This window comes from Streptomyces sp. A012304, from assembly GCF_026008495.1.
In the GTDB taxonomy this organism is placed as follows: domain Bacteria; phylum Actinomycetota; class Actinomycetes; order Streptomycetales; family Streptomycetaceae; genus Streptomyces.
Genome location: NZ_BQUN01000013.1, coordinates 32,141 through 45,471, shown reverse-complemented (window position 1 = coordinate 45,471; position 13,331 = coordinate 32,141). Strand labels below are relative to the sequence as shown.

Sequence of the window (13,331 nt, the reverse complement as noted above, 5' to 3'; positions counted from 1 at the left end):
CCCACTCCTACCCCTCCGCCACCACCACCGCCGAAGCCACTCCGGCGTCGTGACTCAGCGACACGTGCCAGGACTGGACGCCCAGTTCGGCCGCCCGCGCGGCGACGGTCCCCCGCACCCGCAGCCGGGGCTGTCCGCTGTCCTCCACCCATACCTCCGCGTCCGTCCAGAGCAGCCCCGCCGGCGCCCCCAGCGCCTTGGCGAGCGCCTCCTTCGCCGCGAAGCGCGCCGCCAGTGAGGCCGGCCCCCTCCGCTGACCGCTCGGCAGCAGCAACTCGCTCTCCACGAACAGCCGTTGCGCCAGCCCGGGCGTCCGCTCCAGCGACGCCGCGAACCGGTCGATCTCGGCCACGTCGATACCGACCCCGATGATGCTCATAGGCGCACCTTACGGACCTCCCGCCCCTTGCGACGCGGCGGTGTCGCAGCGGGATGCGACGAACGCATGTCCATGATCTGATGGTTGCTCACCCTATTGGCATATGGTCACTCATCTGGGGTAATGACCGGATGACGCGGCGTCATGACGAGCGTGAGTTCCTGGCCAAGGTTCGCAGGCCCAGGCTGTTCGGGGTGATCGGTGGCTGGATGGGGATCTCCACCGGGATCACCCTCTCGGTGATCCCCTTCTGGCTGGCGGGGAGCCTGGAGCGGGGCTCGGCGTCCTGGTACGTGGTGGCGCTGACGGTTCTCGCTCCCGTCAGCCTGGTGTACGCGGTCGGCGTGAACAGGACCGCGGGCAAGCACATGGTCGCCCGCATGCGCACCCGCCTGAGCGCCGACGAACCGCTGGAGGAGCACGGATACGTCCTGTATCTGCGCCCGTTCGGAGTCGACGGCGTGCTGTTCCACACGGACCGTCCCGGCGGCGGCAACATCGCGAGTTCGCTGGCGAGTTACTTCGCGTATTCGGAGTCCGATCGGAACGAGACCTGGGAGGACCGGCTCGTGCGGCTGTTCTGGCGGTTCGGCCAGGTGGTCGCGGTCGGCCGCCCGGGGGAGCCCTATCCGCTGCCCGGTGCCCGGCGCTTCTATCTGCCCGACGCCGGAGAGGACTGGAAGGGGGAGGTCAGCAAGGCCATCCGACGGGCCCGGCTGGTGGTGCTCGTCGCGGCCGCCGGCCGGGACGCGTCCAGGGCCGCGGGCACGTTGTGGGAGTACACCGAGGCCGTACGCCTCCTGCCGCCCTCCCGGCTGCTGCTCGTGGTTTGCGACGAACGCGCGGGCTACGAGCGGTTCCGCGCCGGGGCCCGCGAGCACTTCGCCCGGCGGGGCGCCCGGCTGCGCGCCGAGAACGCCCGGACCGCCCAGACCGCCGAGAACGCCGAGAACGCCGAGATCACCGTGTTGCCCCCGGCGCCCGCCCTCCCCGAGTACCCGCGGCTGAGCCGTCCCGCCAAGCTGCGGGACGGCTTCCCGGTCCGCGGAGTCGTCCACTTCGACGATCACTGGAGGGCGCGTCTCACGCCGTTCGACCCCACCGCCCAGCCCGGGGCCACCCAGCGCGCCCGCTGGAAGGCGACGGTCCGGACCGTGGTCGACCCCTTCCTGGACACGGTGGAGCGCTCACTGCCCGGCGAGACGGTGCGTCCCACGAGGTTCCGCTGGCACTGGCACCTCGCCGCCCTCCTGGTCCTCGGTTACGGCCTGCTCATCTGGCTCGCCCTGATCCCCAACTGGGACCGCCTCCTGGTGTCGGAGAGGGCGGCCTTGTGCGGGACGTTCGTGTACTCGCTGCTGACCGCGGCCCGGATCGCCACCTCCGCACACGACGTGAGCCGGTCCGACGTGCAGGTCCGGCTGCCCCGCCGGGAGGGCGGCGAGCAGACGGGTGCGGCCTACCCGTTCCTGGGCGAGCGCATCGTCACCCGGAGTGTCGGGCGCTGGCCCGGCCGGTTCGGCCTCCGCCTCTGGGTCGGACTGCGGCACCGGGACGAGACCGGTGCCTATGTGGAGGCCCCGCCGCGCCGCCGTCCGTGGCAGCCCCGGCGCCTGCGGCTGGTACGGATCCACACCAGCACCGTTCCGGGACGGTTCTCGCTCATGAGCATCCGGGCGGACGTCCTGCGGGTCGAGGAGTGGCAGCGGGCGCCCGGGCGGACACCGGTGCAACTCTTCCTGCGGGGCTGTGTCCGCCTGTCCGGCGTCCTGGGCTGCGGCATCGGTGCCGTCATCGCCGTCGTCCAGGGGCGCGTCGCCGGCCACGCCCTCCCGTACACGGCGGGGGTCGCCCTGCCGGCGTCATGGCTGTTGACCGGCGCGGTCCGGGACTTCCGGCAGGTGGCCCAGATCTACCAGCGTCCGCGCGTCCCGTCCGACCTGCGGCGGACTCCGTACACGCTCTACCTCCGCCCCCGGTCCGACGACGGTCCGCCCGCCTCCGTCTGGTCGGGCCCCCTCGACGACGACCTGGACGCCGTCTTCTCCCCCACGGCGACGCTGCGGGTCACCTCCTGCGTCGAGGGGCCGCCTCCGCCTCCCGGCCTGGCCCGGCTCCCCCTCCCGTCGGCCACCTGGCAGGCCACCCTCACCACCGCCCTCCCCCTGGCCCACCTCGTCCTGTTCCCCGCCTGCGGCACCGCCCCCGACACGCTTCGGCAGCTGACCGAAGCCGTCCGCCTCGTCCCGCCGCACCGGCTGCTCCTCCTCCTGCCCACGACGGAGAACGCCGAGGAGGCCTACGACGCCTTCCGCGCCGCCGCCGACACCGCGCTCGCCGCCCTCCCCCACCCCCTCCGCCTGCCCGCCGCACCGCCCGCCGACGTGCCCGAAGGCCTCCGGGAACCCGCGCTGCTCGCAGCCGTCCACTTCACCGACGACTGGACGCCCGCCCTGCTCCGCTTCCGCCCCGTCGAACCCGGTCTCACCCGCCACGAGGAGCTGCTGCGCCTGCGCGCGGAACTCCAGCCGCTCCTCGACCGCCTGAACGCCCCTCCGGCACAGCCGCCCCGCCCGGCCGAAGCCGAATGACGCCCCTCGACGGCACTGTCACAGCTGCCTGCTAGCCTGCGGCGACTCGGTCACAAAGGTCAGAACAGTCACCAGTCACAGCAGCCACACACAGCAACAGCAGTCACACCAGCAACCGCCGCGCGCCCTGGGGGGCCAGCCCGCGCGCCGCGGCCGGCCACGCCAGGGGGCGGAGGAATGAGCAGTACCAGCAGCGGCAGACCCATGGGCTCCGCCGGGCCGACCTTCGACCCGTACGACAACACACCCGAGCTGATCCCGCTGCGCAGCGCCGCGCAGGCCGGCCACTGGCCCGCCGTCCGGGCCTTCTTCGCGGGCCTCGACTCCGCCGACAAGGTCTGCGCGGCCTCCTCCCTCCTCGCCGACATCCCCGGCGTGGAGAACCTCCTGGAGCGGGCGGTCGCCGAACTGCCCGGCGACCCGCTGCCGCGCACCCTCCTCGCCGAGCGGTACGTGCACATCGGCTGGGGCATCCGCAGCGCCGCCCGCGCCAAGCACGTCTCGCGGGAGCAGTTCGACCAGTTCCACGCCTGGCTGCGCCGCGCCGAGCAGATCCTGATCGACGTCTGCGCCGAGCAGCCCGCGTACGCCCCGGCCTGGACGGTCCGGCTGACGACCGCGCGCGGCCTGGAACTGGGCCAGGCCGAGACACGCCGCCGCTACGACCGGCTGTCCGCCCACCACCCCCACCACTACCGCGCGCAGACGCAGTTGCTCCAGCAGCTGTGCCCCAAGTGGAGCGGCTCCTGGGAGGACGCGCACGGCTTCGCCGCGGAGTGCACCAAGGCCGCCCCCGACGGCTCGAACACCGGCGCGCTGGTGGCGCTCGCCCACATCGAGCACTGGCTCGACCTGGACGGCGGCTCCGACAGCGCCTACATGCGGGGCATACCGGTCCGCGACGACCTGCGCTTCGCCGCCCAGGTCTCCGTCCTGCACCCCGCCTACCGGCCCGACTGGTCCTCCGTCGGCGCGCACAGCGCGTTCGCGCTGGCCTTCTCGCTCGGCGGCCACTTCGCGGACGCGGCGCCGCACTTCGCCTTCCTCGGCGACCGCGCCTCCGAGTTCCCGTGGGACTACATGAGCGACAAGAAGGCCGCGTTCCTGAAGTTCCGCAAGTCCGCGACGGAAGCCTGAGGGGGCAGGGCACATGACGACCGAACTGCACGGCCACGACGACCTCACCGCCCTCGACGGCCTGGTCTCCCACACCACCGTCCAGGGCATCCCCACCCTCTACGCCCCGGCCTCCGGCAACGAGATCACCGCCGGCCTCTTCTTCCGGGTGGGCCGCGCCGACGAGACCCTGGCCACCGCCGGGATCACCCACCTCGTGGAACACCTCGCGCTGCACCGCCTCGGCCTGTCCGACCTGCACTACAACGGCGCGACCGCGAACGCGTACACGCTCTTCCACGTCACCGGCAGCGCCGAGGAGGTCGTCTCGTACCTCAACAGCGTCTGCGCGGGCCTGCGCGACCTGCCGATGGACCGGCTGGAGACCGAGAAGGAGATCCTGCGCACGGAGGCCGCCGGCCGCGGCGGCGGCCCCCAGCACCAGATGCCGCTGTGGCGCTACGGCGCCCAGGGCTACGGCCTGTCCAGCTACAGCGAACTCGGCACCTGGAGCCTGACCCCGGAACAGGTCCGCCACTGGGCCGGGACCCGCTTCACCCGCGACAACGCGGTGCTGTGGATCACCAGCGACCGGGTTCCGGACGGCCTCGACCTCACGCTGCCCGCCGGCACCCGCTTCCCGGCCCCCGCCGCGACCAGCGCCCTGCCGGTCACCCCCGCCTACATCCGGGGCGACGACGGCCAGGTGGTCTTCACCTCGGTGCTGCGCCGTTCCACCGCGGCCTCCGTCTTCGCGGACGTCCTCGCCCGGGCGCTCTTCCAGGACCTGCGCCAGGAGGGCGGCTACTCCTACTCGGCGGACGCCGACTACTCCCCGCGCGACGCCGACTTCGCCACCCTCACCGCGTACGCCGACGCGCTGCCGCAGAAGCAGGGCGCGGTCGTCGGCGGTTTCATCGACACCCTCGCCCGCCTGCGCGTGGGCCGTATCGAGCAGTCCGAACTGGACTCCGTCCGCGCCAAGCTCCTCAAGATGTACGACACTCCCGACCTCGGGGCGGCCACGCTGCCGTCGTACGCGCTGAGCCTGCTGCTCGGGCACCGGATCCTCTCCCCCGAGCAGCACAAGGCCGAGCTGCACGCGGTGACCCTCGCCGATCTGCGCGAGGTGGCCCGGGAGGCGTGGGACGCCGGGCTGCTCCAGGTGCCGGGGCGGGGCGTGGACTGGGCGGGCCTGACCCTGGCCCCCCAGTACTCCTCGGCCGCCGTCGCCGGTACCCGCCACCAGTCCCTGGAGGACGAACGGGTCACCCTGGTCATCGGCACCGAGGGCGTGACCCTGCTGACGCCCGAAGGCCCCGTCACCGTGCGCTACGACGCCTGCGCCGCGATGACCGCCCGCCCGGACGGCGGCCGCGCCCTCACCGGCCACGACGGCTTCTCGGTCACCGTGGAGCCGACCCTGTACAAGGGGATCACCCCGGAGCGGATCGCCGCGCTGGACGCGGCCGTCCCGGCCCACGCGGTCGTGCGCATGCCGCCCCGCGCCCCGGACCAGGTCCCCCAGCCCCGCGCCCGCGCCCGCGCCGCCACCGGCCCCGCCCGCTCCACCTGGCCGTGGACCGTGGGCCTGTGGCTGGTGGGCCTGCTGGCCGCGTGCTGGGGGCTGCTCTGCGCGGTGGTCACAGCGGACGAGGCGGCCGCGACGGCCCCGGAGTGGGACGCGGTGATCGGCGTGTGGATCATGGAGGTCCCGCTGGCACTGGTGACCTGGAAGCTGTACGCGGCCCGAAAGCGCCGACGGCGGTAAGGCTCAGGGGGGTGGGGCCGTGTCAGAACACGGCCCCACCGCCGGGGGCCCCTCGGAGCCCCTACTCGACCGTCACCGACTTGGCCAGGTTCCGCGGCTGGTCCACGTCGTTGCCCCGGGCCGTCGCCAGCTCACAGGCGAACACCTGCAACGGCACGGTCGCCACCAGCGGCTGAAGCAGCGTCGGCGTGACCGGCACCCGCACCAGATGGTCCGCGTACGGAACGACCGCCTCGTCCCCCTCCTCCGCGATCACGATCGTCCGCGCCCCCCGCGCCCGGATCTCCTGGATGTTGGACACGATCTTGTCGTGCAGCACCGACCGCCCCCGGGGCGACGGCACGACCACCACCACCGGCACGTCCTCCTCGATCAGGGCGATCGGCCCGTGCTTCAGCTCGCCCGCCGCGAAGCCCTCGGCGTGCATGTACGCCAGTTCCTTCAGCTTCAGCGCGCCCTCCAGCGCCACCGGGTAGCCCACGTGCCGCCCCAGGAACAGCACGGTGTCCTTGTCGGCGAGCGAGCGCGCCAGCTCCCGTACCGGCTCCATGGTCTCCAGGACCCGATCGACCTCACCGGAGATCTGCGCGAGGTCACGGATCACGGCCCGGATCTCGTCGCCCCACTTGGTGCCGCGCACCTGGCCCAGATAGAGCGCGACCAGGTAGCAGGCCACCAGCTGGGTCAGGAACGCCTTCGTCGAGGCGACCGCGACCTCCGGCCCGGCGTGCGTGTACAGCACCGCGTCCGACTCGCGCGAGATGGTGGAGCCGTTGGTGTTGCAGATCGCCAGCACCTTGGAGCCCTGCTCACGGGCGTGCCGCAGCGCCATCAGCGTGTCCATGGTCTCGCCGGACTGCGAGATGGCGATGACCAGTGACCGCGCCCCGAGGATGGGATCCCGGTAGCGGAACTCGCTGGCCAGCTCCACCTCGCACGGGATGCGCGTCCAGTGCTCGATGGCGTACTTGGCGATCAGCCCCGCGTGGAAGGCCGTACCGCACGCGACGATGACGACCTTGTCCACCTCGCGCAACTCGGCCGCCGAGATGCGCAGCTCGTCGAGCGTCAGCGAGCCGTTCGCGTCGATGCGTCCCAGCAAGGTGTCCGCGACCGCCTTGGGCTGCTCGGCGATCTCCTTGAGCATGAAGTAGTCATAACCCCCCTTTTCCGCGGCCGACGCGTCCCAGTCGATGTGGTAGGAGCGCACCTCGGCCGGGGCGCCGTCGAAGCCGGTGACCGTCACCCCGTCCCGCCGCAGCTCCACCACCTGGTCCTGACCCAGCTCGATCGCCGACCGCGTGTGGGCGATGAACGCGGCGACGTCCGAGGCGAGAAAGGCCTCGCCTTCTCCAACGCCCACCACCAGCGGCGAGTTCCGTCGCGCGCCCACGACCACGTCGGGCTCGTCCGCGTGCGCCGCGACCAGTGTGAACGCGCCCTCCAGCCGCCGGCACACCAGCCGCATGGCCTCCGCCAGGTCGGCCGTGACGGAGAACTCCTCGGCGAGCAGATGGGCCACGACCTCGGTGTCCGTCTCGGAGAGCAGTTCGTGCCCGCGCTCGGCCAGTTCCGCCCGCAGCACCGCGAAGTTCTCGATGATGCCGTTGTGCACGACGGCGACCCGGCCCGCGTTGTCCAGATGCGGATGCGCGTTCGCGTCCGTCGGCCCGCCGTGCGTGGCCCACCGGGTGTGCCCGATCCCCGTCGTCCCGGTCGGCAGCGGCCGGTCGACGATCTCCTTCTCCAGGTTGACGAGCTTGCCCGCCTTCTTGGCGGCGGCGAGCCCGCCGTCCGCGAGCACGGCGACGCCCGCCGAGTCGTACCCCCGGTACTCCAGTCGCTTCAGCCCGGCCATCACGACCTCGAGCGCCGACTGCGACCCCACGTATCCCACGATTCCGCACATGCGCCGCAGCCTACGGCGCGATCGCGGCTCAAAAAGGCCCGCGCGTGCCCGAATTCGGAAATTCCCACGGCCGTACGACGCCTTGTACGTCCCTCTCCACGCCCGTACGCCCCTGGTCGCCCACGGAAAGAGGTGACGGACCCCACCCGCCATCCCGTTCGAACTCCGTTAACAATGGACTGTGATCTCTCCGGTCTCCTCGATCCCCCAGAGCGCCCACCGGCACCGGCCGGAGGCGACTCCCTACGTCGACCTCACCCGCCCCGAGTGGAGCGCGCTGCGCGACAAGACACCGCTGCCGCTGACCGCCGAGGAGGTCGAGAGACTGCGCGGCCTGGGCGATGTCATCGACCTCGACGAGGTCCGTGACATCTATCTGCCGCTCTCCCGCCTCCTCAACCTCTACGTCGGCGCCACCGACGGCCTGCGCGGCGCCCTGAACACCTTCCTCGGCGAGCAGGGCTCCCAGTCCGGCACCCCGTTCGTCATAGGCGTCGCCGGCTCGGTCGCCGTGGGCAAGTCCACCGTCGCCCGACTGCTCCAGGCCCTGCTCTCCCGCTGGCCGGAGCACCCCCGCGTGGAACGCGTCACCACCGACGGCTTCCTGCTGCCCACCCGGGAACTGCAAGCCCGGGGCCTGATGTCGCGGAAAGGTTTCCCCGAGTCCTACGACCGCCGCGCCCTGACCCGTTTCGTCGCCGACATCAAGGCCGGCAAGGACGAGGTGTCGGCGCCCGTCTACTCCCACCTCATCTACGACATCGTCCCCGACCAGCGGCTCACCGTCCGCCGCCCCGACATCCTCATCGTCGAGGGCCTGAACGTCCTGCAGCCCGCCCTCCCCGGCAAGGACGGCCGCACCCGCGTCGGTCTGGCCGACTACTTCGACTTCAGCGTGTACGTCGACGCCCGCACCGAGGACGTCGAACGCTGGTACCTCAACCGCTTCCGCAAGCTGCGCGAGACGGCCTTCCAGGACCCCTCGTCCTACTTCCGCAAGTACACCCAGGTCTCCGAGGAGGAGGCCCTCGACTACGCCCGCACGATGTGGCGCACCGTCAACAAGCCCAATCTCGTCGAGAACATCGCCCCCACGCGGGGCCGGGCCACCCTGGTCGTCCGCAAGGGCCCCGATCACAAGGTGCAGCGCCTCAGCCTGCGCAAACTGTGACCGCTACCCTGCCTGCATGCTGCATCTGCGCCTGATCACGCCGTCGGCGGAGACCGACGACGTGGTCCGCCTGATCGAGAACACCGTCGGCACCACCCACCTGGTGGTGCTGCCGGGCGCCGCCCGCAACCCGGCCGGCGACGTCGTGCTGTGCGACGTGGCACGTGAGGCGGGCGACGGACTCCTCTCAGCGCTCCAGGAGTTCGGCCTGGACACCAATGGCTCGATCGCCGTGGAGAACATCGACCTGTCGCTGTCCAAGCGCGCTGCCAAGGCCCGGGCGGAGGCCCCGGGCGAGGGCGCGGACGCGGTGCTCTGGGAGCACCTGGCGGACGAGACCCACGAGGAGTCGACGCTCTCCGTCACGTACATCGCGTTCATCACCCTCGCCACGATGATCGCGGCCTGCGGTGTGGTCCTGGACAACGCGATCCTGATCGTGGGCGCCATGGCGGTGGGCCCGGAGTTCGGCCCGCTGGCGGGCGTGTTCACGTCGATCGTCCAGCGGGCCCCGCGGCTGGCGCTGCGTTCACTGATCGCCCTGCTGGTCGGCTTCGCCGTGGCCATGGCGGCGACGGTGGGCTTCAGCCTCTTCATGGACGCGATCGACCTGTTCAGCATGGAGCGGTTGGAGGCCGACCGTCCCCAGACCGCCTTCGTCTACGCCCCCGACGCCTTCTCGTTCATCGTGGCGGTCCTCGCCGGCGCGGCCGGCACGCTCTCCCTGACGTCCGCCAAGTCGGGCGCCCTGGTGGGCGTGGCCATCTCGGTGACGACGGTGCCGGCCGCCGCCAACGCGGCGGTGGCCCTCAGCTACGGCGACACCGGACAGACCTGGGGCTCCACGCAGCAGCTCCTGCTGAACCTGCTCGGCATCATCCTGGCGGGCACCGCGACCCTGCTGACGCAGAAGTGGCTCTGGTCCCGCCGGCGCGTGAGAAGGGCGCCGGTCTCCTAGTTCCGTCCGGGGTCCGCAGTCGGCTCGGCCTTGGTGAAGAGGACCTCGCGGGCCTGCTCCGCGGCGCGGGTGATGCTCTCGCTGATGAAGTCGGAGAAGCGGGCGATGTTCTCGAGGCGGACGGCGGCCGAGGTGTCGGGGCCGAGGATGTCGACGCCCTGCCGCGCGATCTCGGCGAGCTGGGCGCTGGACCGGGCGGCGGCCATCGTCGACTGGTACCAGACGTCGTTGTCGACGACGTAGCGCTCGCGGCGGCGTTCGTCGCGTTCCCGGCGGATGAGGCCCTGGCTGTCGAGGAACGCGATCGCCTTGGAGACGGACGCCGGGCTGACCTGGAGGCGCTGGACGAGTTCGGACGCGGTGAGACTGCCCGCGTCGGTGGTGAAGAGGCAGGTCAGCACCCGGGCCGTCATCTTGGGCAGGCCCTGTTGCATGAAGAGGGTGGTGAACGTCTCCTCGTACTCGCGTACGGCCTCGGTGTCGCGCCCGTCGGCCTGTGCGGGCGTCTGCTGCCCTCTGGGCGCGGCCTGCCTGCGCCGGTGGGCGCGGCGCTCGGTGGCGCGGTGGGCCAGGTCGGCGCGGTAGGCGGTCGGGCCACCGTTGCGCATGACCTCGCGCGTGATCGTCGAGGTCGGGCGGTCGAGACGTCTGGCGATCTCCGCGTAGGAGAGGTCGTCGGCCAGCCCGAGTGCGATCTGCTGGCGTTCCTGCTGGGTGAGCCTGCCCCCTGGCATCGCTGTCCCCTTTCGTGCTCCCGGATGCCTCCAGCATAGCGTTCACTCGCCATCCATTGCAACGACCACGCCCCGATTGTTGCGTTAGATCTAACGTCATTGCAATGAAATTCCTCCTCTCACCTGCAACAACGCCAATGGCATGCAACGAGCCTGTTGATGGATCCCTGAATGCAACGTAGCTTTTCCACTGTCAGAAACGACGCCGAGCGCAGGAGCACACCATGCAGAAGTTCGACACCTCCGCCCCGATCTCCGCCGTCCTGGACATCCCCGCCGGGCGCGTGCAGTTCATCGCCGCCGACCGGAGCGACACCACGGTCGAGGTCCTGCCCGCGAACGCCGCGAAGAGCCGCGATGTGAAGGCGGCCGACCAGGCCAAGGTCGCATACGACGACGGCGTCCTGCGGATCGAGGTCCCGATGCCGAAGAACCAGTACCTCGGCCCCTCCGGCTCCATCGAGGTGACGGTCCAGCTGCCCACCGGATCCCACATCGAGGCGAAGGCCGCCGCCGCGGAGTTCCGGGGCGTCGGACGATTCGGCGACGTCACCTTCGAGGGCGCGCACGGCTCGGTCAAGATCGACGAGGCCGCGAGCGCCCGCCTCACCGCCCTCGCCGGTGACGTCTCGGTCGGCCGCCTGGGCGGCTCCGCGGAGATCAGCACCCAGCAGGGCGACATCCGGATCACCGAGGCGGTGCGCGGCACGGTCGTGCTGACCACCCAGATGGGCGACGTGTCGGTCGGCGCCGCCCGCGGAGTCTCCGCCTCCCTGGACGCCGGCACCGGCTACGGCCGCGTCCAGAACGCGCTCAAGAACACCGAAGGCGCCGCCGCCGGCCTGGCCATCCGCGCCACCACCGGCCACGGCGACATCACCGCCCGCAGCCTGTGACCCGCAGCCTGTACAGAGGAGCACCCACCATGACGAACCCGGCCATCGCGGCGAGCGGGCTGCGCAAGTCCTACGGCGAGAAGACCGTCCTCGACGGCATCGACCTGACGGTCCCCGAAGGGACGATCTTCTCCCTGCTCGGCCCGAACGGCGCCGGCAAGACCACCGCCGTCAAGATCCTCTCCACGCTGATCTCCGCCGACGGCGGCCGGGCGCGGGTCGCGGGCCACGACCTCGCCACCGACCCCCAGGCGATCCGCGCCACCATCGGCGTCACCGGCCAGTTCTCCGCCGTGGACGGCCTGATCACCGGCGAGGAGAACATGTGGCTCATGGCGGACCTGCACCACCTCTCCCGCAGGGAGGGCCGACAGGTCGCCGCCGAGCTGCTGGAGCGCTTCGACCTGGTCGACGCCGCGAAGAAGCCCGCCTCCACCTACTCCGGCGGCATGAAACGCCGCCTCGACATCGCCATGACCCTGGTCGGCGACCCGCGGATCATCTTCCTCGACGAACCGACCACCGGCCTGGACCCCCGCTCCCGCCACACCATGTGGCAGATCATCCGCGAACTGGTCTCCGACGGCGTCACCGTCTTCCTCACCACCCAGTACCTGGAGGAGGCCGACCAGCTCGCCGACCGCATCGCCGTGCTCAACGACGGGAAGATCGCCGCCGAGGGGAGCGCCGAGGAACTCAAACGGCTCGTCCCCGGCGGGCACGTCCGGCTCCGCTTCACCGACCCGGCCGCCTACCGGAGCGCCACCGGCGCGCTCCGCGAAGCCACCCGCGACGACGAGTCCCTCGCGCTCCAGATCCCCAGCGACGGCAGCCAGCGCGCACTGCGCTCGCTTCTCGACCGGCTGGACTCGACCGGCGTCGAGGCGGACGAACTGACCGTGCACACCCCCGACCTCGACGACGTGTTCTTCGCCCTGACCGGCGGCACCGACATCCCCGACCAGCCCAAGGAGACCGTCCGATGAGCACCGCGCAGGTTCCCGCCCACCCGTCCCGGCTCTCCCTCGCCGTCCGCGACTCGGCCACGATGCTGCGCCGCAACCTGCTGCACGCCCGGCGCTACCCGTCCCTCACCCTGAACCTGCTGCTCACGCCGATCATGCTGCTGCTGCTCTTCGTCTACGTCTTCGGCGGCGCGATGAGCGCGGGCGTCGGCGGCGGGGGCCGCTCCGACTACATCGCCTACATCGTCCCGGGCCTGCTGCTGATGACCATCGGCAGCACCGTGATCGGGACCGCGGTGTCCGTCTCGAACGACATGAACGAGGGCATCATCGCCCGCTTCCGCACCATGGCGATCCACCGCCCCTCGGTGCTCGTCGGGCACGTCGTCGGCAGCGTGCTCCAGTCGATCATGAGTGTGGTCCTCGTGGGCGCCGTCGCCGTGGCCATCGGCTTCCGCTCCACGGACGCCACGGTCGTGGAGTGGCTGGCCGCCTTCGGGCTGCTGGTGGTCTTCGCCCTGGCGCTCACCTGGATCGCCGTCGGCATGGGCCTGGTCAGCCCGAACGCCGAGGCCGCCAGCAACAACGCGATGCCGCTGATCCTGCTGCCGCTCCTGTCCAGCGCCTTCGTCCCGGTCGACTCCATGCCCGGCTGGTTCCAGCCGATCGCCGAGTACCAGCCCTTCACGCCCGCCATCGAAACCCTCCGGGGCCTGCTGCTCGGCAGCGAGATCGGCCACAACGGATGGCTCGCGGTCGTCTGGTGCCTGGGCCTCGCGGTGCTCGGCTACTTCTGGTCGACCTCGACGTTCAACCGCGACCCGAAGTAACCGCCGTGACA

11 protein-coding genes are annotated in these 13,331 nt (G+C 71.5%); 8 read left to right on the top strand and 3 right to left on the bottom strand.

Annotation, left to right across the window (positions count from 1 at the left end; translation table 11 throughout):
• Nucleotides 1-7: 7 nt before the first annotated feature.
• Nucleotides 8-379 carry a holo-ACP synthase gene (locus tag ALMP_RS04345; RefSeq protein WP_264924841.1) on the bottom strand — a complete coding sequence of 124 codons (372 nt, stop codon included), beginning with the start codon at nt 377-379 and terminating at the stop codon, nt 8-10.
• 131 nt (nt 380-510) lie between these two features.
• Between ALMP_RS04345 and ALMP_RS04340 the strand changes: the two genes are divergently transcribed.
• The 3 genes from ALMP_RS04340 to ALMP_RS04330 all read left to right on the top strand — a co-directional run bounded on the left by ALMP_RS04340 (nt 511) and on the right by ALMP_RS04330 (nt 5,857).
• Nucleotides 511-2,970, top strand: a complete 2,460-nt coding sequence (locus ALMP_RS04340; protein ID WP_264924840.1) for a hypothetical protein — start codon at nt 511-513, stop codon at nt 2,968-2,970.
• Nucleotides 2,971-3,147: 177 nt separating this feature from the next.
• Complete coding sequence (locus ALMP_RS04335) at nt 3,148-4,107, top strand: hypothetical protein (RefSeq protein ID WP_264924839.1); 960 nt, start codon at nt 3,148-3,150, stop codon at nt 4,105-4,107.
• Nucleotides 4,108-4,120: 13 nt separating this feature from the next.
• Nucleotides 4,121-5,857: a pitrilysin family protein gene (locus tag ALMP_RS04330; protein ID WP_264924838.1), complete on the top strand. Its 1,737-nt coding sequence runs from the start codon at nt 4,121-4,123 to the stop codon at nt 5,855-5,857.
• A 61-nt stretch (nt 5,858-5,918) separates the two neighbouring features.
• Here the strand turns inward: ALMP_RS04330 and glmS are convergent, their stop codons facing one another.
• Nucleotides 5,919-7,766: a glutamine--fructose-6-phosphate transaminase (isomerizing) gene (gene glmS, locus ALMP_RS04325; protein ID WP_264924837.1), complete on the bottom strand. Its 1,848-nt coding sequence runs from the start codon at nt 7,764-7,766 to the stop codon at nt 5,919-5,921.
• Between the two features lie 181 nt (nt 7,767-7,947).
• Between glmS and coaA the strand changes: the two genes are divergently transcribed.
• Together coaA and ALMP_RS04315 are read left to right on the top strand one after the other, a co-directional pair.
• On the top strand, nt 7,948-8,937 hold the full coding sequence (gene coaA, locus ALMP_RS04320) for a type I pantothenate kinase (protein ID WP_264924836.1): 990 nt from the start codon (nt 7,948-7,950) through the stop codon (nt 8,935-8,937).
• A gap of 16 nt (nt 8,938-8,953) precedes the next feature.
• Nucleotides 8,954-9,895 (top strand): DUF389 domain-containing protein, encoded by a 942-nt coding sequence (locus ALMP_RS04315; RefSeq protein WP_264924835.1) that lies wholly within the window; start codon nt 8,954-8,956, stop codon nt 9,893-9,895.
• Here the strand turns inward: ALMP_RS04315 and ALMP_RS44305 are convergent.
• On the bottom strand, nt 9,892-10,629 hold the full coding sequence (locus ALMP_RS44305; protein WP_375803426.1) for a GbsR/MarR family transcriptional regulator: 738 nt from the start codon (nt 10,627-10,629) through the stop codon (nt 9,892-9,894). The two genes, ALMP_RS04315 and ALMP_RS44305, sit on opposite strands and share 4 nt — an antisense overlap.
• Nucleotides 10,630-10,853: 224 nt before the next feature.
• On the opposite strand from ALMP_RS44305, the gene ALMP_RS04300 reads away from it, so the two are divergent.
• Genes ALMP_RS04300 through ALMP_RS04290 form a run of 3 tightly spaced genes read left to right on the top strand, consistent with a single transcriptional unit; the run spans nt 10,854 to nt 13,320 of the window.
• Nucleotides 10,854-11,525, top strand: coding sequence for a DUF4097 domain-containing protein (locus ALMP_RS04300; RefSeq protein ID WP_264924834.1), 672 nt, complete (start codon nt 10,854-10,856; stop codon nt 11,523-11,525).
• Nucleotides 11,526-11,554: 29 nt separating this feature from the next.
• Nucleotides 11,555-12,511 carry an ATP-binding cassette domain-containing protein gene (locus ALMP_RS04295; RefSeq protein WP_264924833.1) on the top strand — a complete coding sequence of 319 codons (957 nt, stop codon included), beginning with the start codon at nt 11,555-11,557 and terminating at the stop codon, nt 12,509-12,511.
• Entirely contained in the window at nt 12,508-13,320 is an 813-nt protein-coding gene (locus tag ALMP_RS04290) for an ABC transporter permease (RefSeq protein WP_264924832.1), read from the top strand. Before ALMP_RS04295 ends, ALMP_RS04290 begins: the two co-directional genes overlap by 4 nt.
• Nucleotides 13,321-13,331 lie beyond the last annotated feature (11 nt).